This window comes from Halalkalibacter oceani, assembly GCF_023715605.1.
Taxonomy (GTDB): domain Bacteria; phylum Bacillota; class Bacilli; order Bacillales; family Bacillaceae_D; genus Halalkalibacter; species Halalkalibacter oceani.
This window is the reverse complement of the sequence record NZ_JAMBOL010000021.1, coordinates 30,284-50,670: the sequence shown is the minus strand read 5'-3', so window position 1 is coordinate 50,670 and position 20,387 is coordinate 30,284. Positions and strand designations below refer to the sequence as shown.

The 20,387-nt window shown below is 48.0% G+C and carries 17 protein-coding genes and 1 tRNA gene; all 18 read right to left on the bottom strand.

Going from position 1 to position 20,387, the window contains the following annotated elements:
• Positions 1–176 precede the first annotated feature (176 nt).
• Positions 177–2,186 (bottom strand): ATP-dependent zinc metalloprotease FtsH, encoded by a 2,010-nt coding sequence (ftsH, locus tag M3202_RS17245; protein WP_251224508.1) that lies wholly within the window; start codon positions 2,184–2,186, stop codon positions 177–179.
• 69 nt (positions 2,187–2,255) lie between these two features.
• Positions 2,256–2,795 carry a hypoxanthine phosphoribosyltransferase gene (gene hpt / locus M3202_RS17240; RefSeq protein WP_251195312.1) on the bottom strand — a complete coding sequence of 180 codons (540 nt, stop codon included), beginning with the start codon at positions 2,793–2,795 and terminating at the stop codon, positions 2,256–2,258.
• A 25-nt stretch (positions 2,796–2,820) separates the two neighbouring features.
• A complete protein-coding gene (tilS, locus tag M3202_RS17235; protein WP_251224507.1) occupies positions 2,821–4,242 on the bottom strand; it encodes a tRNA lysidine(34) synthetase TilS in 1,422 nt (473 codons plus the stop codon).
• Positions 4,223–4,672, bottom strand: coding sequence for a threonine/serine exporter family protein (locus M3202_RS17230; RefSeq protein WP_251224506.1), 450 nt, complete (start codon positions 4,670–4,672; stop codon positions 4,223–4,225). The genes tilS and M3202_RS17230 overlap by 20 nt, the downstream gene beginning before the upstream one ends.
• Positions 4,673–4,693: 21 nt before the next feature.
• Positions 4,694–5,446, bottom strand: a complete 753-nt coding sequence (locus M3202_RS17225) for a threonine/serine exporter family protein (RefSeq protein WP_251224505.1) — start codon at positions 5,444–5,446, stop codon at positions 4,694–4,696.
• Positions 5,447–5,477: 31 nt separating this feature from the next.
• The gene (gene prkT, locus M3202_RS17220; RefSeq protein WP_251224510.1) at positions 5,478–6,452 is read right to left on the bottom strand and encodes a serine/threonine protein kinase PrkT; all 975 of its coding nucleotides are present in this window, start codon (positions 6,450–6,452) and stop codon (positions 5,478–5,480) included.
• Complete coding sequence (locus M3202_RS17215; RefSeq protein WP_251224504.1) at positions 6,418–7,158, bottom strand: VWA domain-containing protein; 741 nt, start codon at positions 7,156–7,158, stop codon at positions 6,418–6,420. The genes prkT and M3202_RS17215 overlap by 35 nt, the downstream gene beginning before the upstream one ends.
• An 88-nt stretch (positions 7,159–7,246) precedes the next feature.
• The gene (gene spoIIE / locus M3202_RS17210) at positions 7,247–9,730 is read right to left on the bottom strand and encodes a stage II sporulation protein E (protein WP_432805981.1); all 2,484 of its coding nucleotides are present in this window, start codon (positions 9,728–9,730) and stop codon (positions 7,247–7,249) included.
• A gap of 336 nt (positions 9,731–10,066) precedes the next feature.
• Positions 10,067–10,143 (bottom strand) — tRNA-Met (locus tag M3202_RS17205).
• Positions 10,144–10,284: 141 nt separating this feature from the next.
• Positions 10,285–10,761 carry a S1 domain-containing RNA-binding protein gene (locus M3202_RS17200; protein WP_251195275.1) on the bottom strand — a complete coding sequence of 159 codons (477 nt, stop codon included), beginning with the start codon at positions 10,759–10,761 and terminating at the stop codon, positions 10,285–10,287.
• A 73-nt stretch (positions 10,762–10,834) separates the two neighbouring features.
• Entirely contained in the window at positions 10,835–11,215 is a 381-nt protein-coding gene (locus tag M3202_RS17195; protein ID WP_251224503.1) for an FtsB family cell division protein, read from the bottom strand.
• Between the two features lie 11 nt (positions 11,216–11,226).
• Positions 11,227–11,808 carry a spore cortex biosynthesis protein YabQ gene (yabQ, locus tag M3202_RS17190; RefSeq protein WP_251224502.1) on the bottom strand — a complete coding sequence of 194 codons (582 nt, stop codon included), beginning with the start codon at positions 11,806–11,808 and terminating at the stop codon, positions 11,227–11,229.
• The gene (yabP, locus tag M3202_RS17185) at positions 11,805–12,116 is read right to left on the bottom strand and encodes a sporulation protein YabP (RefSeq protein WP_251224501.1); all 312 of its coding nucleotides are present in this window, start codon (positions 12,114–12,116) and stop codon (positions 11,805–11,807) included. The genes yabQ and yabP overlap by 4 nt, the downstream gene beginning before the upstream one ends.
• A gap of 68 nt (positions 12,117–12,184) precedes the next feature.
• Positions 12,185–12,448 (bottom strand): RNA-binding S4 domain-containing protein, encoded by a 264-nt coding sequence (locus tag M3202_RS17180; protein WP_251224500.1) that lies wholly within the window; start codon positions 12,446–12,448, stop codon positions 12,185–12,187.
• Positions 12,435–13,919 carry a bifunctional methyltransferase/pyrophosphohydrolase YabN gene (gene yabN, locus M3202_RS17175; protein ID WP_251224499.1) on the bottom strand — a complete coding sequence of 495 codons (1,485 nt, stop codon included), beginning with the start codon at positions 13,917–13,919 and terminating at the stop codon, positions 12,435–12,437. The genes M3202_RS17180 and yabN overlap by 14 nt, the downstream gene beginning before the upstream one ends.
• 1 nt (position 13,920) lies before the next feature.
• Positions 13,921–15,504, bottom strand: coding sequence for a putative polysaccharide biosynthesis protein (locus tag M3202_RS17170; RefSeq protein ID WP_285890576.1), 1,584 nt, complete (start codon positions 15,502–15,504; stop codon positions 13,921–13,923).
• A 335-nt stretch (positions 15,505–15,839) separates the two neighbouring features.
• Complete coding sequence (gene spoVT / locus M3202_RS17165) at positions 15,840–16,379, bottom strand: stage V sporulation protein T (protein WP_251224497.1); 540 nt, start codon at positions 16,377–16,379, stop codon at positions 15,840–15,842.
• 315 nt (positions 16,380–16,694) lie between these two features.
• The gene (gene mfd, locus M3202_RS17160; RefSeq protein ID WP_251224496.1) at positions 16,695–20,219 is read right to left on the bottom strand and encodes a transcription-repair coupling factor; all 3,525 of its coding nucleotides are present in this window, start codon (positions 20,217–20,219) and stop codon (positions 16,695–16,697) included.
• Positions 20,220–20,387 lie beyond the last annotated feature (168 nt).

Genomic DNA, 20,387 nt, shown 5'->3' with positions numbered 1-20,387 from the left:
TGCCTCGGACTTCCTTCAGATTCTAGGTCACCCTAGACACCCTTGTCGTTGGCTAACAGTTACAGTGACCTTCACTGCTCGGGACTTGAACCCTATAGCCCATGCACATGCCGGGCACACCAAAAAAGCGGGAAGCGAACCAAGTCGTCGCTTCCCACCCGCATAACGGTTGCTTTTTAATTATCTTCTTTTTTTGGTGGCACTTCTTCATCAGGAGACGTTTCGACTGCATCTTCAGCGGTTGGCTCAGACTCATCCTCGCTCTTGCGCATCTCGTCATCCTTTTTTGAATGGATATTCACCTTCACATCACTATCTTCAGAAGGCTTTTTGTTCGTGTGATGATTCTCAGGCAGCTTGCCTTCGTTGATGAGTGATTTAATTTGCTCGGCATCAAGCGTCTCAAGCTCAAGCAATGTTTCAGCAACAAGATCGAGGCTCGCTTTGTTCTCGACAAGGATTTCCCGGCAGCGTTCATAACACTCTTTAATAATACGCTGTGTTTCCATGTCAATTTCATGAGCAATCGCATCACTGTAATTCTGTTCATTCTGGATATCCCGGCCTAAAAATACCTGTCCGCCAGAATTGGAACCGAATTGCATTGGACCAATCTTCTCACTCATCCCGTACTCAGTTACCATTTTCCGGGCAATCGCGGTCGCACGCTGGAAGTCGTTATGCGCGCCGGTACTAACCTCGCCAAACTGAACTTCCTCGGCCACCCGGCCTCCAAGCAACCCGACAATCTTATCAAGCAGCTCCGGCTTTGTCATGAAATAGCGGTCTTCCTTCGGCAGCATAACAGCATAGCCTCCCGCCATTCCCCGCGGAACGATCGTTACCTTATGAACCATATCGGCATTTTCAAGCTTCACACCGACAACGGTATGACCCGCTTCATGCCACGCGACGATATTCTTTTCCTTTTTCGAGATGACACGGCTCTTTTTCGCCGGCCCGGCAATGACCCGGTCAATCGCTTCTTCGACATGGATCATGCTGATTTTCGTCTGATCGTTTCGGGCAGCAATTAAAGCCGCTTCATTCAGAAGGTTTTCAAGATCGGCACCAGAAAAGCCCGGTGTCCGAGCAGCAATCGCATTCAAATTAACATCATCATTCAACGGCTTATTGCGGGCGTGAACTTTAAGCACCGCTTCACGGCCGACAACATCAGGACGGTTGACCATAATTTGACGGTCAAAACGGCCTGGACGCAACAAGGCAGGATCAAGGATATCAGCACGGTTCGTCGCGGCAATAATGATGATTCCTTCATTGGCGCTGAAACCGTCCATTTCAACAAGCAGCTGGTTCAACGTCTGCTCACGCTCATCGTGTCCCCCGCCGAGACCAGCACCACGCTGACGTCCAACAGCGTCGATCTCATCGATAAAGATAATACATGGCGCATTCTTTTTCGCATTCTCGAACAAATCACGGACACGGGATGCCCCGACCCCGACAAACATCTCAACAAAGTCAGAACCACTGATCGAGAAGAACGGTACACCCGCTTCGCCTGCAACAGCACGCGCCAGCAACGTTTTCCCCGTTCCTGGAGGCCCCACGAGCAGGACACCTTTTGGAATCCGTGCGCCGATGGCCGAGAATTTGCGCGGATCTTTTAGAAATTCAACAACTTCGATAAGCTCCTGTTTCTCTTCATCGGCACCGGCCACATCCTTGAACTTCGCTTTTTTCTTATCATCACTAACGATTTTCGCCTTACTCTTACCGAAGTTCATGACGCGGCTGCCGCCACCTTGAGCCTGGCTTAGTAAGAAGAAAAAGAGAATGAAAATAATGATAAACGGAATGATCCCTGTAAAAAAGGTCACCCAACCGCTCGTTTCATCCGCCGGCTGGAAATCTAATTCAAACGTACCGCCCGTAGCTGACTGGGCATTCATCAGCAGCTCGGCCGTTTGCTCGCTTTGCAAGGCATACGTCTCAAAGAACTCTCCTTCACCATGATCCGTAAATTGACCACGTACAAGGTATACCTGACGAACAGGCTTCACTTCAAGGTCACGCACCTCACCCTGTTCGAGTCTCTCTGTGAATGTTGTAAACGTAACCTTTTCTGTATCTGTCTGATCAGAACTAAATACATTTACGATCCCGACGATAACGAGAAAGATAAGTAAATAAAAAATGGTGTTACGAAATATACGATTCATCCTTGACCTCCTCCCACAAGCAATATAGCTTTGTTTATCGTATCACAAATGATCTTTTGTCCACAAACGTTAACTCTCATAGATCTCAGGCTTCAGGATACCGATGTAGGGAAGATTACGATAACGCTCGGCATAATCAAGCCCGTATCCCACAACAAATTCATCAGGTACGATAAACCCAGCCATATCTGGCACTAAATCGACCTTACGTCCTTCCGGCTTGTCTAAGAGGGTCACAACCTTTACTGTTTTCGCTTTGCGATAATGAAACAGTTGAACAAGATAGCTTAACGTCAAGCCACTGTCGATAATGTCCTCTAAAATCAGCACGTCGCGTCCTTCCACGGAAGTATCGAGGTCCTTTATTATTTTGACCTCTCCTGATGAAACCATACTTTTTCCGTAGCTTGACACATCCATAAAATCCATTTCAAGATGAGTGTCAATTCGTTTCGTCAAGTCGCTCATAAAAGGCATCGCGCCTTTAAGAACGCCGACAACAAGGGGAAAACGCCCGCTGTATTCTTCTGTAATTTGCCTTCCCAGCTCGCGGCATTTTTCCTGAATTTGTTCTTCTGTAATTAATATTTCTTGAATTTCGTCCCTAATCAATGGCCAACAAACCTCCTGTTATTCAATCGGAACTACTGGTGAAGTCCGCTTTCTTTTTTCCTTGACGGCAGCAAGCAACTACGAGTCTGCAGGAGCTGTCATCCTCTGCCTGTGCCACTCTTGTACGATGCAGATAAGGAACCCAAAGGACTTCCCCGTTTCCATCCACAAGGATTGGCCAGTTCTCACGTTCTTGCTTGGGAATCTTACGGTCAATAAATAAGCGCCCCACTTTTTTTGTACCTTCCATACCTCTGCAGGCAATCCGGTCGCTCGGCTGTCGCTTTCTGATCAAAAGCGGCTCAGCAAGAGCTTTCTTATCCAGGACAATCTCATTTTCTGCTTCAGTGAAAGCGGCATCCTCTGTTATGTATGCCTCAAGCACCCAGTCTGCAAATTCAATGCGGCCCGGAACAGAGAGAATATGCTCCTGCTCTTCCAACGTATTCTCCTGAGCACCTGAAAAATGACAAAAATCGTACTCACGGCGAACGATAAATGAGCGGGATAAATGATAGTCCCAGGATGGGTTATCCTGATTCATCAACTCGAGGACCTGCTCAATATGTATCGAGGTAATCGATGGAGAATTTTTCCCGTAAAGATAATTTAATATTAGATGAATCAACCTTCTTTGTAAAGGGAGTGCTACGCTCAGAAGGGCCGCACAGGAAATTGTAACGTTTCGTTCACTTTTTTCAATAATAATAGACGATAAACTTTCCTCCGCTTGCTGTTGCAGCCACTGTTGATCATCCTTCATCCATTCCTGCCATCTCTGCATATGCGTATGAACCTGCTGATTTTCCCGTTTCAAAACAGGCAGCACGTCCTGCCTGATCCGGTTCCGCGTGTAGGTCCGGGCACGATTGCTCGAATCATAGCGCGCGTTTAAACCGTGCTGTTTACAATAATGCTCAATCATTTCCTTTGTTATTCCTAAAAAAGGACGAATCACCACTCCGTCTCCAAGCTTTCGCACAGCCGGAATGCCATAAGCGCGTATAGGCAGACCGCCTCTGATCATTTGCATCAGCATCGTTTCCGTCTGGTCATCTCCGTGGTGGCCTGTCGCCAGCTTACTGTTTGGCATTTCAGAAAGCAGCTCGCTAAACCATTCGTAGCGCAGCTTGCGGGCCGCCACCTGCGTTCCGTCTCCGCTGGCCATTGCATACTTCTTGACGTCAACCCGCTTGCTGTACAGCGGAATCCGGCGTTTCTGACAGAACTGTCGAATATACGCCTCATCCTCATCAGCCTCTACGTCGCGCAGCTGGTGATGAACGTGACATGCTCGGACGTCGATCGAATAGCGCGTCCGCTCCTTCCATAAAAAGTCGAGCAGAGCGATGGAATCCGGCCCTCCGGATACCGCGACAATAATTGTGTCTCCCGCTTCAATCAACCGATGCTTTCGAATGAACTTATGAACGTCGTGCTTCATAACGTTGGCCGATCCCTCCTTTTCCAAGTGAGAAAACGGAAAGAGCAAACACGAGCCCAGCGGCGATCGCTCCTGCCTGAAGCATCGTTTCAATTCCTATTTGCAGCCCGTTTAAATAATCTCCGTCAACGAAGGCCAGCATCGTAAAGTACGCCTTACTTCCAGGTACGAGCGGAATGATTCCGGGAATACTGAACGTCGTGACCGGCACGCGGTACAGCTTCGCCATCAAATGCGAGCACGTCGCACTTGCCAGCGATGCCACGGCGGTGGCGAATATGACGGTAATGCCGAAGGCCGGTAAAGTCGAGTACAACAACCACGCTATTGCGCCGATCACCCCGCCAACCCACAGTACCCGCTTCGGAACATTGAAAATCACGCCAAAAGCGACGGTCGCAATAAAACAAAAAAGCAATTCAACCCACATTCGCATCTCCCCTTACTAGGCTTACAAAAACAACGCGATCGCCAAAGCAATTCCTGTCGCAATCGAGAGCGCCGTAATAACCGCCTCCGCTCCCCTGCTCACTCCGGCAATAAGATCCCCCGACATCAAATCACGAACCGCATTTGTTAACGGAATACCCGGAACAAGAGGCATCAGTGTTCCGATAATAACCTGGTCAAGATTTTCGCCCAGCCCGAACCAGACAAGTCCAATCGCCAGCATTCCACTTAAAAAAGCTGACATAAATTCCGCGAAAAACTTTACCTTTGTATATTCCTGCAACGTGACAATACTCCAGCTTGCGGCAAAGCCTGCAATAAAAGCCGGAAGCGTATCGGAGACATCTCCGCCAAATAAATAGGAAAAAGCCCCGCCTGCCACACCGGAAGATAGATGCAAGAGCAGGCCGGGATAATGGCTCGGTGCACGCGCAATTTCATTCAACTGGCGCAGCGCCTCATCAGCGTCGATCTGTCCGTTGACAAGCTCCCTTGAAACCTGGTTAACAAGCGTAACTTTATTCAAGTCCTGGTTGCGATCATCGACGCGGATCATCTGCATAAAGTCCCCGCGTCCTTTTTCTTCAAACGAAAGAAAAATTCCCGTCGTAGTTACGAAGCTGTGCACATTGTCAAAGTGAGCCGACTTCGCCATCCGTTCAAGGGTTTCTTCGACGCGATAGGTTTCCGCTCCGTAGGTAAGCATGATTTCGCCCGCTAACATGCAAATATCCATCATTCGATCTGCATTCATGCTAACGCCTCCACTCCTTCTCGCCCGATCCCTACATCATTTGTCCAAATAAGTATAGGATATATGCCAGTAGAAGAAAAGAGGTTAACAAGAAGATTTCAACAAAGTAGGAAGGTTTTCTGTCCTTCCTTTTTGCCGCCTTCCGCTTCGCAGGCTTATTTTTCTTCACCTTCGCGCCCCGCTGGGTCTGCGCGGCATTTTTAGAAAGAGCTTCAAGCAGACCCGCTCTCATCGCCGAGGCATCCTCGTACTTCCCTTGCAGGGCGCGCATCAGTACATCACGGTACCGTTTTAACGACGGATGACTTTCGATCCGCTCCTTTAACAACGCAAGCGATTTTTCACCCCGTTTTTCAAAACGGTTCGGATACGCGCAGTTAATCATAATCATCGCCACCGCAAAAAGGTCGTAGCCCGGTTCCGCTTTCCGCGAGCCAAGACCCCAGTAACCACGATCAAAAAACTCAGTATATTCCTTGATTGAGCGACCGAGCAATGTCGTCCCTCCGACATCAAGCCAGCGAATTCTCGGTGGTGGACCGACGACGAGAATATTGTCAGGCTTTAAATCGCCAAATACCCAGCCGGCGGCATGCAGCCGTTCCAAATCACCAAGCAGCTGGACCATCAACAGCCCAAGCCATTCGGCACCGCGGTTTTGCATATAATGAATCAGACCCGGTCCTTTTAAGTATTCCATGACATAGAACGGATATGTGCCATTGGTCGTCACGAGGTCATCAACATCAAGCAAAGAAGGTCCAAGGACTTGCCCTTGGACCTTTGAAAAATGTTTTAGCACATTCACTTCGGACGTGATTGACATATTATTAATGCCAACTTTCAGGGCAACAAGTCCGCTGGCTGATTCCGCTAAGTAAACCGTTCCGTTCGCCCCCGCCCCAAGCGTCCTGACGATATGATAGGGATTCCGGTGCCATTTCCCGACGATTTTTGTACCGGCTACTAGCTTACATTCCTGACTCGTTGAGTAGCTGTTCTTCATCACCAGCAATCAAACTCCTTCTTGAGCCTGACGTTGAAAACTTCGAGAGTGCTTCTCGCAAAGCCGGCCCAGTCGGTGTCACACCACCAGAAGACAATTTTTGGAAAATTCCGGTCAGTGCCGTCAATTGAGGTGTCCAATCAAGCAGCTTGTCGACATCCTTTCGTTTCCCGGGAAAGGAATAGAGAGAGAAGCGGTTTGATCCCATCCGCGATGTGAGGCTGATTGATAAATCAACCAATGACTCCTGCACCATCGGCAGTTTATTGTTCATACTGGCACTCGTATCTACGAGGATTAACACTTCAAGACTCATCGTTTCACCGAGCTCATCCACAACTTCCATCACTTGGCCGCGTTTTTCCGGAGGAAGGTCCTCCATTTCCTGATCGGCCCCGAGAATCTGTTGCAGCTCTTTGTTGACGACACCGTGAATCGTCTGTGTCATCGCCTTTCGCGTTACCATTTGCACCGTTTTCGCCAGCTGTTTCGCGTAGACAATTTGGCTCACCCCTCCGCCCGAGAGCGCGATTGCTTCGATTTCCTCAATTCCCTGCTCATTTAAGTGATTTTCATCGACGATGCCAATGACATTTACCGTAATGCCCTGCTCTTTTGCCAAGGCAGCAATTGCCACTGGATCTTCCCCTTGATTTGAATGACCGTCAGTAAGTAACAAAATTTGCTTCAGCGTTCCTTTACTCATGATTTTCCCCCCAAGTCATTTGAATGTTATCATCATTCACTAGCTTGCGAGGTTTTATACATCTATCGAGTAAGGAGTTGCTTCTTGTTTAAGAGAAAGAAGCAGCCCTCTGCGCTTTTTTCCGCGTGAAGGAAGGCGCTTTGTACAACGGGATGGCCGCCCACTTCGGCGTATTCCGCTTCACCTTGGCGACGATCACCGTCATGTCATCATTGATCGACCCTTGCTCGGAGCGGATGATCTTCTCCAGCAGCAGGTCGGCCACCTCCTGCGGATCATCCGTTTTCAGCTCGTTAATCACCCGCTTCATCCACATTTCCTTATTCTCAACATGCTTCGGCGCATCATAAATTCCATCGCTCATCATGATCAGCAGATCGCCCGCCTTTAGCTGCTCACTGACGACATCGACATCAAACTCCTGAAGCATCCCGATCGGCAAATTATTCGCTTCCACTTTCGTGACGTTGCTCCCTCTTTTAATAAAGCTTGGAATTGATCCAATTTTCAAAAATTTTGTTGTGGCATCCTGTAAGTCAATCATCGCCAAATCGAGAGTTGAAAAGATTTCGTCCGTCGAGCGCAATGACAGCACAGAATTGACCGACTTGATTGCAATCGTTTCTTCAATACCTGACTGCAAAATCTTTTGCAGCAGCTGTAGCGTTTCATTGCTTTCAAGATGGGCTCGCTCGCCATTCCCCATTCCATCGCTGATCGCGATCGCGTACTTCCCCGACCCGAGCTCAATTGTCGAATAGCAATCACCGGATACCCATGCTCCTCCCTTGGCGACATGAGCGACTCCCGTCTCGACGACAAACTGTTTTATCGAGTTGAACGAAACGTGGCTGTATCCATTTGGATAAAAATCCGGTTCCTCCTGTTTGACGACAACGGTTTCATTTACAATGTCGGACAGCAGCGGGGCGATCACTTTTTCACTTTGACCATGACCGTTATCAGCGGAAATACTCATTTCAATTTCAATATTCCCTTTCTCGAGACTATAGATATCAATATGGCCGATTTCCAGCCCTACACTGCGCAAGGCGTCCAGCATCTGTTCTTCCTGATAATGATGGGCCTGTTTTTCCTTCTGTATTTCCTTCGCGAAGTCACCCATTACGCGTGAAACCCCTAATAGTTGGTCGGCAACAAGCTTGCGGCTTTCCAGCACCTGCCGCTTCAGCTTCTGATTCACCTGATAATACTCATGTTCACTCGCAATCGTCTGAATGACCTTTTCCGGTTTAATGCACAGCTTTTTCCATTCTGAAAGCAGCATTTGATTTTTGATTTCTCCATGCTCCTTTGTTTCTGTCATAATCTTTTGCATCGAATCATATGTTTTAGAAAAGTTCTGCACCCAGCAACGTTCTTTTTTAAAGCAGGTCTGGCATGTTTTTTCTGTAACATTGCTCAGGAAATAATCGGTCTCTCTTTCGTCCTCTTCTTCATTCGCTGTTTGAGGAAACGCTTGAAAGCTGCTGGATAGCGTCTGAAATAAAGTAGAGAACTGTTCAACTCGACCCGCTGTCAGATCACGTATTTTTCTTACATATTGCTGCTGCTCCTTCGAGTGCTCCACGGTTCCGGGAATAAAGCGGGCCAGCCGCGTAATCAAATCTTTAGGCGTTAAGAAGAAGATCAGGATCGCCGCCATTGATTCCATTAATGTGACGGATACTTCAGCAGAACCTTCACTATAGAGTCCGATCAACAGCGTCCCGACTAGAAGGCCGAGAGCAACCCCGGTTCGCTTTCCTTCTTTTAATAAACCGCCTAGCAGCCCGGCAAAGGCGAGCAGACTCATTTGATATAAACTGGCGACACTCGCCAGACTGAGGATCAGCCCGGTCACGACTCCGACCGTTGAACCGATCGCCGCTCCGCCAACGAATGCAAATAGAAGAACGAGATAGCGCGCCAGAATATGTTCAATCGTCATATCATACATCATCCAGCCAATTGTTCCGGTCATAACGGAAGCAAGCAAAATAATTAAGCAGACAATTTCTTCATTTTTTAACGGCTGCTGAATTTTCTTCGCTGTAATCAGCGGCACACTCTGCATAAAAATCATCGTTAAAATAAAGCTTAGTCCGGCTTCGACTGTCGCCATCATCAGCGCGTAATTCGTCACCAGCCCTTCCATGGCATAGACGAGCCCCAGCCTCGTCATCATGCTGGCGATAAAGACGGTATAGGGGAGAAAGCTCGTCCGCTTCGTGATAAATTTCGTCACGACCTTTTGAACGAGAACAAAGGTGATAATCGCGGCAAGGACAAAAACAATTTGTCCATGATAGCTCAAGAGCGCGCCAGCCACAAGAGAGAGCGCTGCAATTCCGGCCCGTTCACGCTTGAGCAGGTAGACGGCAGCTAAATAAGGAAGAACAAACGGTGTTAACTCGGATAAAATCATCGCTCGTCCTAACAAAAAACCAATGATCGCTACCAACAGTCCATATTGATAAAAAATGGTATTTGCCATCGCTGAAGCTTTTTTCCCAACGTTTCCGATCATCGACCAGTCCGTCCATTTTGCTTTTGCTACCTTCCACATCATTTCATCCACCACCCTAATCAAATTGTTGTCCTCATTATAAACAGAGGATGCTTTCATTTTTTGTCAAAACAGCCAACGTAAACTAAAAAAACGTTCGACTTGTTTCGTCCTAAATAGGTAGCGATAGCTATAGTATTCAAAAAAAGCCGGCGCCTCCTCACTCTTTATGGGAGATAATTGGAGTCTGTAGGGAATGCTGAGGAACAAAAAAGGATTGATTTTCTTAGAACCCGCACTTTCCCCCTTGCGAATTACTTTTAAAGCTGCGCCTCTTTCTTTCCTAGAACGCAAAAAAACAGCTGATCATAGCGATCACCTGTTTATCATGAATATGTATGGTAGCGGCGGAGGGAATCGAACCCCCGACCTCACGGGTATGAACCGTACGCTCTAGCCAGCTGAGCTACACCGCCATTTCACTTATTTGCGACAAGTATTAATATACTTGTTTTGCCTTTATAAGTCAAGCACTACTTTTACATTTTCTTATCCGATTAAAAAAGCCGCCTCACTCTCGTGAGACAGCTCCATTCTATTCCAAAGATAGCAGCAAATTATCCTCGACGGGCTCCTCGACCTCCACGCTTCGCTTCTGTTTGACGCTTCAATGTTGAAATACGTTCTTCGCTGTCCTTTAAAAACCGGCTCATCTTGTCTTCAAAGGAAATACTGGCACGAGCTTGATTTGGTCTCGGGCTTCGTCCCCCACCTTGAGGACGAGAGTTGTAAGGGCGACTCGGTCTGGCTGGACGCTCAGCACCTTCTGGTCTCGGAGGACGAGCAGGTCGTTCAGGACGGTCTTGGGCTTTGCGAATCGAAAGGCCGATTTTCCCATCCGCTTCCACGTTAACGACTTTTACCAAAACCTCGTCTCCAACTTTCAAGAATTCATTAATATCCTTGACATAATTGTCAGCTACTTCACTGATGTGTACAAGGCCAGTAACCCCACTCGGCAGCTCTACAAATGCACCAAAATGAGTGATTCCCGTAACCTTCCCCTGTAACTTGCTGCCTACTTCGATTGACATGTAAAAATAGATCCTCCTTAAGAAATCTTAAAAATGTTCACTAATATATTATACCCGAATGCAAAAAAGAGTGTCAATCTGACGAGTGTTCCGGTAATTTAAATAATGTTTCGCCCGGCTTGGACAGGTAATAATCACGTCGCGCAACCTCAGCAATATAATCCATGTTGTTGTAATTCTCAATTTCCTGTTCGAGTCGCTGCTCCTCGGCCTGAAGCTGCCGAAGCTGCTCTTCCAGCGCCACTTTTTCTTGTCTTTTCTCCTCAAGCGAACCTGTTTGGGCATAAATCGTCGCCACACCAACGCATCCAAGGATAACGGCAAGAATGGCCAGTGCACTTAATCGTCTGATTAAGCCTCTGCGCTTTTTCGACTGGAATTGGATCTCCTGTTCACGCTGCTCGGTATATGCTTTATCCAATGTTCGGACCCTTGTTGCTCGATTTGCGGACATATTATCACCCCTTACTCTTTCTTCTTCCTCATCGACTTGATAAATTCCTTTATTTTAGCAAATATCGGCTCGGATTTCTTTACATACGTTAACAGACCTGTCCATTTTAACAGCAAGAGGGCCAGCCCTCTAAGCGGCACGAGAACAAGACGAAGCAAAAACAAGATAACCGCGGTACAGCCTGTCACTATCATCATACATAAGGAATAGAGCAGTTTCAATATGAAGGTGACCGGTTTCATGACAAGATAGCGAAAAAGCGTGACAATCCCTTTATAAATCGAAACCGTCAGCATAATGCACCGCTCCAGTAAACCTCGGTAAAATGGACGGAGCATCGCCTGGTAGGCCGCATAACCGCAAATAAGGGCTAAAAAGACGTAAAAACGGATTTCTCCATGATTCGTTTGCAGCAGAACATAAAACACGACAAGCGCCTGCATCAGCCAAAACATCACATCATTACAAGCGACAAACCAATGAAAGGAGCTCCTGCGTTTTGAAAACCGGTGATACGTATCAATTGCCGCGCCAATGTAGCTGCCCATCGCAATCATGGACAGCATCGTATAAAGTTGGACGCTCAGGCTCACTTGAATAACTTCCCGAAGAAGCCTTTCGATTTATCCTGATGGCCTTGATCAAGATAAACGAGGTCAAAGATCTTCCCTTCAATGGAGACATTCCCAAGCTCCACGTTCAGGTTTTTCATATGCAGGTTTTGACCGCGTACCGACAAGAAGCCCATCACCGTTTCGAGCAGGAACTCTTCATTATCGAAGCTTTCCACCTGCTTCACTCCTGTTATATCAAGCTGTCTCCGCCCTTTTAATGTAATATCGTGGTCATTATTTTGCCGCTCTCGCCCCATCGGTGTACCGAATTCATACGAATGATCCATCCCATGACCCTCCTCTTTTTATACTCTCACCGCATTATATGAAAGGAGGAGGGAAAATAGAACAAGCCCTAGTCAGCGGCGTTCGACGTTTCACTGACAATCGTATACATCGTGCCGGCTTCTTCCTTGCGCACGATATCACGGATCGCTTCGACCTTGACGGTAACCGTCTTCTGGCCGAATTTAATGACAAGCTCATCACCCGCTTTCACCGTCGAGCCCGCTTTCGCCACCTGGCCATTAATTTGAATTCTGCCTTTGTCACATACTTCCTTCGCCAACGTTCTTCGTTTAATCAAACGTGAAACCTTCAAAAATTTATCTAAACGCATCGTGTTCATTCTCCTCTCGTTCCAGTTGCTTCGCTTGCTCCCATCGTTCGTCAAGCTCGTCCAAAGACAGCTCGGTCAGCGCCTTGCCTTCCGCACCGACCGACTCTTCAATGTAACGGAAGCGTCGCTTAAACTTGCGATTTGTTTGCAGCAAAGCCTCTTCTGGATCAATTTTATAATATCTTGCTAAATTGGCAAGCACGAACAGAATATCTCCAAATTCCTTTGTCATCTCCTCCTCGGCTCCCGCTTTCAATTCGACCATAAACTCACTGATTTCCTCCTGCAGCTTCATCCAGATCGGCGCCGCCTCGTCCCAGTCAAAGCCGCCCTTTGCGGCTTGCTTTTGCAGCTGTTCCGCCTCCATTAACGCCGGCAGACTTTTCGGTATATTGGCCAACAAGGAGCTGTTTTCTTCTTTCCCCTTTTCCTGTTTTTTAATAGCATCCCAATTCACAAGAACTTCCTCTGCGTCAGCCACAGTCGTTTCACCAAAAACATGGGGGTGACGCCGGATCATTTTTTCCGTTATCGCATAGATAACATCCTCAATCGAAAAATAGCCTTCGTCCTCGCCGATTTGCGCATGTAGCAAAACTTGAAGCAGAACATCGCCCAGCTCTTCGACAAGATGCTCATCGTCCTGCTCATCAATCGCCTCAAGCACTTCATATGTCTCTTCCAGTAAATACTTTTTCAGTGATTGATGAGTCTGCTTCTGATCCCACGGGCAGCCGCCCGGACCACGCAAAGCGGCGATCACCTTTCTTAGCTTTGTGAATTCACGGTAAAGAAGCTCCTCTTTATGTACCGGGGGCACGTAGACCGCGGTTACATTATTCAACGTCGTCCGCCGGTCGAGATCGTAAAGCGGTACCCGGATCAGCTCTTCTTCACTTGAGCCGGCAGCAGTGACGATCGTCACCTCATAATCATCCGGCAAACGCTCCATTAATGTCAGCTTGACCTCAGAAGCAATCATCGCATCATAAACCTGGACAATAATCATATGCTCCGTCAACACGAGCTGATCGCGCTGCAACGCCGTTCCATCAACAATTTGACAGCCTTCAATCGGATCGATCCGCAAAGCGGTATACATCGCATCCAAAAAGCTTTGCCCGCCCAAAATGTTCAGCTTGATCGTCCCCTTCGCTTCTTCTGCGACAAGCAGCTGAACGGTGCGCTCCGCTACAAAAGGATGTCCGGGGACGGCGTAAACGACCTGTTCTTCCGCGCTCTCCACTAGCTCATCGACAATCGCCTGATAGACCGCTTCAAATTCCTCATGCTGCTCGTACAAGTCATCAAACGCCTTACAAGCAACCCCTTCCTCCTTTAATGCCTGAACAGCCGGATGCTCAGCCGTCCGCACATAAACGACCTCCTGCTTCAGTAAATAACGGTATATTCCGAACGGCATTTGCTCAATCTCTCCGGCCCCTAAGCCAATAATCGTTATTTCTTTCATCTTATCCGCTCCTTTTGACTAATCTTCTGATCCGCTTTACCTTAGGAATCGTCCGCCATTCCTGCTCTGAAAAAATCGGGAAGTAGATAACACCTGCCGCAACGACAAGCGCGCCAAATCCGGCCGTACTGAGGGCGACGACTGCATCACCGAGCCTGCTGTCAGGAATGAGCAAACCCGCCGCCTCTCTCCACGCGAGAGTGAGCATCCCCATGGCCAGCAATACGCCCCCTATCCAAAAATAGACTTTGCCTCTTCCGAAAAAGAAAAGCTGGTGCCGCAGCAGCACGCCCACCGCATAAATGACCATGACGGTCAGCGCGGCAACGGTCGACCAGGCAGCGCCAAAGGTACCAAAGGCCGGAATGAGGACGATGTTGCCGATTGTTTTTATAGCAAGTCCGATTCCAACGGCCAGTGCGGCATAATGCTCGAGATGATACCCTTGCAAAATCCCGGCCAGCGTTGAAAATAAGGAGCCGGCGACAATCGCCAAAGCGACCACTCGTAACACTTCGGAGCCGGTACGGTCTGTAAACAGCATATGGTTCGTCGGTTCGATGATTACGAGTAAGCCAACGGTCGCCGCTCCTCCTACTAAAAGCGCCAGACGATAACAGAGATATTGATACATTGCGGCCCGCTTCCCGCGCTTTTTGGCAACCATGTTTGCAACTAAAGGGACAATTGCCAGACTCAGCACGGTTGCCAGCACCACGCCAAGCTGAAGCAACGGCTGGCCGCGGTCATAAACCCCTTTGGCGGCATAGGCCGCCTGCTCCTGAAGCCCGTTTCCCGCCAGCAGTCGAATCACGGTTAACGCATCGACAAGCTGAAAGAGGATAAAGACAAGCGCGCTCATGCTGATCAACAGCGCCTGGCTCCATAAAGCCGTCAGTTGCTTTCGCAGGCGCCGCCACGGAAGCTGCTGCGGCAAAATAAGCTGCCGCAGCCACGCCCCCTTGTTCAACAGCTGGAGCACGAGGAAGCCCGTCAACACCCCGAGAATCGAGCCAAGCGCCGCCCCGGTCCCGATCTCGTACACGTCTGCCCCTGAATGGAGGAGCCATATCGTTATCGCTAAAATACTGCCGACGCGCACGAGCTGCTCAATCATATGAGAAGCCGCTGTTGAGCCAAGCTCGCCCCTCCCTTGATCATAGCCCCGGCTCGTACATAAAGCCGGCAATAGCAAAATCAGAAAGCTGATTGCCCGAATCGGCCCCGTCAGCCCGCGGTCGCCCATCAGCGCAGCAAGCGGTTCCGCCAGGCTAAAGAGCGCAATCCAGCCAAGCAAGGCGCCAAACAGCTGACTGTAAAAAAAGATGCTGACAACCTCTCTCGCCTGTTGCCGATCAGCTTGCTTGAGTCCGGCGAGCTGCTTTGACAGCACGACCGGAAAGCCGTACATCGCCAAAACCGCCATAATGCCGTACAACGGATATGTTTGCTGATACACATAAAAGCCCACATCTCCGACCATATTTTGAAAAGGAATTCTGTAGATCGCACTTAGCAGCTTTGCCAAAACCGCTGCTCCTGATACTAATAAAAAGCCATACCAAAAAGAAGGCCTGTTCTTCATTTGAACGTCCAATCACCTGTCGCCTCACTTTATTATCCAATGCTCCTCTATCATACTAGAATAAGAGGAGTATCGCCAAGCAGATCCGTTACAAGAGGGGCTGAGCGAAAGGTTGTTTTTACTTTTCATTCAGTCGAATCAAAGGCCACCAAACGATCCCGTTATTGTCCTGTCATTATAAAAAACCTGCCAGCATCCCGGTTCCGGGACATGCCGACAGGCTAAGCTGCTTTTAAACTCTCCCTTCCACATCCTGCTTTCGTCTTCTCTCATTTCCACCTCTTCAAACAGAAAAGCCGTGACAAAAAGGATTACCCCTCCTTGTCACAGCCACTTTACTGCTCCATTTGCCGGGCGAGGAAGCTTGCCGCTGTTTCAGCGAGCTTCTGTTCAATCGTTCCGGATAGGTCCTGCTCCTTGCTGAATAAAACGACGGCGCCAATCGGGTCGCCATTTGCAATGATCGGAGCGATGACAAAGCCTTTCAGATCATCAAGATGGTCACCGACAAGATTATACTCTCCACTCTTAACCTCAACCCTCGTTTGCCGCTCATTCATCACCTTCTCAACGATCTCACCAACACTTTTGTTTGTATATTCCTTTTTTGGTGCTCCTGCTACAGCAATAAATGTGTCGCGATCAGCAATTAAGACGTAATGATTTAAGCTATCATATAAGGCCTCTGCATATTCCTTAGCGAAGTCGCCAAGCTCTGAAATAGGGGAATACTTCTTGAGGATGACTTCTCCATCGCGATCGACAAAGATTTCTAACGGATCTCCTTCTCGAATTCGTAATGTTCTTCTGATTTCTTTCGGTATGACCACACGTCCTAAATCATCAATGCGACGTACGATTCCTGTTGCTTTCATATTGACTAGCCTCCCTTTCTAATGGTGTGTGTACTTGGTGAAGTGGAATTATCTATAGTATCTTTCTTAGAAAAAGAACTATTCACCAATACATGAATTTCTTTGGCTGCTTACAACATCAATCCATAAGAAAAACGTGCAGCGGCTTTTCTTTGAAGCAACGCGCGAAGCTGACGCCCCTCCTCGAATTACCCGGAAAAATTTTAAAAAAACGCGCAGCGGCTTTTTTTAAAGCGGCTGCGCGGAGTCGTGACTAGAGGTTGACGTTTTCCCCGAATTCACCTCTGTGAGTTGTATACGTCCTTAGTCTTTTATTTAATTCTTTTTCGCGTCTTCAATTCCGCCGATAATTGTCTCGATCATCGTCAGGAGCTGTTCATCGCTTAATGTCTTCGTTTTAATCGAAAATTTGATTTTGTCTCCGGCCGTCCCGAGGGCGACCTCGCGCCCAAGCTGATGAGCGACTTCAAACAGCTTTGCCCCATCAAGGCTCTGCGTAGCCTCAGCCGATGCAATAATCGCCACATGATCCTTGCCTTCGACAATCTGCTCGATTTTTTCCCGATTGGCTTTCAGCTTTATCGCTGTTAAGCGCAACAGAAAGTCCACCTGCTTCGGATATTCGCCAAAGCGGTCGAACATCTCATCCTGCAAATCCTTTATATCCTCAACCGTCTCGGCACCTTTAAACCGTTTGTACATTTCAATCTTTTGCTTTGCATCATTGATATATGCTTCCGGAATGTAAGCATCGACCTTAACGTCAATCTCTGATTGGAAACGTTCTTTTTTCGGTTTGTCGCCTTTTCGTTCCTCAATTGCTTCTTTCAGCATTTGTGAATAGAGGTCAAACCCGACCGATTCAATAAAGCCGTGCTGCTGGGAGCCAAGCAGGTTTCCGGCACCGCGGATCGTCAAATCGCGCATTGCAATCTTAAATCCTGATCCAAGCTCTGTAAATTCCTTTATCGCCTGCAAACGCTTCTCCGCCACTTCCGATAACACTTTATCGCGCTGATATGTGAAATAAGCGTAGGCGACCCGATTTGAACGTCCGACACGTCCACGGATTTGGTAAAGCTGGGAGAGCCCCATTTTATCGGCGTCATAAATAATAAGCGTATTCACATTTGGAATGTCGACCCCTGTTTCGATAATCGTCGTCGTTACCAATACATCGCTGTTGCCTTCCAGGAAGTCGAGCATGATCGTCTCTAATTCCCGCTCATTCATTTGCCCGTGGGCATAGCTGATGCGGGCATCCGGAACGAGCATCGACAGTTGCTCCGTCATCCGCTCGATATCTTCGACGCGGTTATAGAGAAAATACACCTGACCTCCGCGGGTCAGCTCCCGTTCAATCGCCTCCCGTACAAGAGCGGCATTGTATTCCACAACGTAGGTCTGGACAGGAAAACGGTTTTCCGGCGGAGTTTCAATAACGGACAGATCACGAACACCGAGCATCGACATATGCAGCGTCCGCGGTATCGGGGTCGCTGTAAGCGTTAAAACATCAATATTTGCTTTTAACTGTTTAATTTTTTCTTTATGCGTCACGCCAAATCGCTGCTCTTCATCGACGATGAGCAGACCGAGATCGTGAAAAACAACATCCTTCGATAAAAGACGGTGCGTACCGACAATCAAATCAACCGTACCTGCCTTCAAGCCTTTAAGCGTTTCTGTTTGTTCCTTTTTTGAGCGAAAACGGCTCAGGACACCGATTTTGATCGGGTGCTCGGAAAAGCGCTCTTTGATCGTCTCATAATGCTGCTGGGCAAGGATCGTCGTCGGCACAAGGATCGCGACCTGCTTGCCATCCATGATCGCTTTAAAGGCGGCGCGAATGGCCACTTCTGTTTTCCCGTAGCCGACATCGCCGCATAATAAGCGGTCCATTGGCCGCGGCCGTTCCATATCCTTTTTAATTTCCAGGATCGCTCTTTTTTGATCCTCTGTATCCTGATAGGGGAAGGAAGCTTCAAATTCCGCCTGTTCAGGCCCATCAGCGGAGAAGGCAAACCCTTTGCTCGCTTCACGCTCAGCATAGAGCTTGATTAAATCATCGGCAATATCCTCGACCGATGATTGTACCTTCTTTTTCACCTTCTTCCAATCACTTCCACCCAACGCATAAATTTTCGGATCTTTTTCTTCCGATCCGACATACTTTTGCACCTGATCGATCTGCTCGACCGGCACATATAGCTTATCATTTCCTTTATAGCGTAAGTGGAGATAATCCTTATGGAGACCATTGATTTCCAGCGTTTCTACGCCAAGGTATTTTCCGATACCGTGATTCGTATGAACGACGAGATCGCCAACTTTTAGCTCAGAGTAGCTTTTAATCCGTTCGGCATTCGATAATGTTTGCTTGCGCTGTGGCCGCTTCGCCCTTTTCTTGGCGAACACTTCCTCTTCCGTAATCACAACTAACCTGCTCGAGGGCAGTTCAAAGCCGCTTTGCAGGTTTCCAACCATAATATATGTGTGACCTTCGCGTAACTCTGTGGAGCGTTCCACAATTGCCGCTTCGATTTGCTCCGTCTCAAGGTTTAAGGAAAGTCGTTGAGCCCGTTCCTTTGAGGCGGCAATGAATACGACAGCCTGCCCCGCCTTTTTCCAGCGTGCAACCTCCGACTGAAGCAGCTGCATTTGACCGTGAAATTGCTGCATCGATTTGCATGTGATGCTGATCACATTTTCCGGGTTAGTCTGGGCAACATGCTTCAAAAATAGCGATAAATAAATAATCGGATAATGAGAATGCTTTAATTGCTCAAAAACGGCTACCGACATCGAAACATCATGAATGATTTCTCCCTGCTCAAGCAAGGCGATGCTCCACTCGGCCTCTTCCTTATCGAGGCTTTCCGCCATTTCCTTTACCCTTGCCAATTCATCAATAACCAGTATCGAATTCGCGGGAAGAAATGACAGCAGCGAATGCTCGCCTTCATAATAAAGCGACATATACTTATACATTCCCTGGAAGGTCGAACCTTGCTTCAATTGCCCGATTTCATAGGAAATATTTTGCGAAAGCTTCTCCTTCGTCTCTTTCGCCCGAACTTCCTTTAACGTCTTCGCCAAACCTTCCGCCAAAGCAGCCGCCGCTTGTTCATAATGTGTCTTCTCAAGCAGCACTTCCTGGGCCGGACCAATCCGGACGGCCTTCTTCTCTTCTTTTGAGCGTTGATTTTCCACGGAGAAAGTCCGAATCGAATCAACCTCCGTGTCAAACAGCTCGATTCGAATCGGATCCGGTTCCGTCAACGGGTACAAGTCAATGATTCCGCCACGGACACTGAATTCACCGGGTGAGGCGATCATATCGACACGCTGGAAGCCCATTGCCACCAGCTTATTCATCAATTGGTCAATATCGCCGATATCCGTTCCAATCTCGACATCAATCTGGTGATGCTTCCAAACGCTTACCGGGGGCAACTGGCGTCTGATTCCGGCAAGCGGTGCGATGACCACCCCTTTGAATCCATAAATCAGCTTATTTAACACGTCAATACGTTGCGCCTTCATCTCCGGACTCGCTATTGCAATTTCTGCTGAAATAAGCTCATTGACTGGATACAAAAGAATCTGGTCTTCCCCTAATAAATCAACCAAATCATCATACAGCTTCTGGGCCTGATACAAATTATGCGTAACAAGCAATGTCGGCCGTTGTGCCTCACGGAAGACAGTCGAAATAAACAACGTGCGTGCCGATCCGGTTAAACCCGATATAAGCTGCTCTTTCATATTCGCTTCAAGACTTGTTGAAACCGCTTTTATCTCATCATTATTTTGATAATATTGCTGCAATCCTAACATGCTGTTCCCCCTGTTATTCCAGTAACGCCATGGTTAGTGTTCAATTTATATTTATTCTGTTAATCTCATAAAAGCACTATTTACTGTTTATTCTTGCTAGAACCCTAGAATCCTGCTTTATTCTAATTAGAGACAGCTTCGCTCATGGTGTAAAGGCTCTTTTCTGCT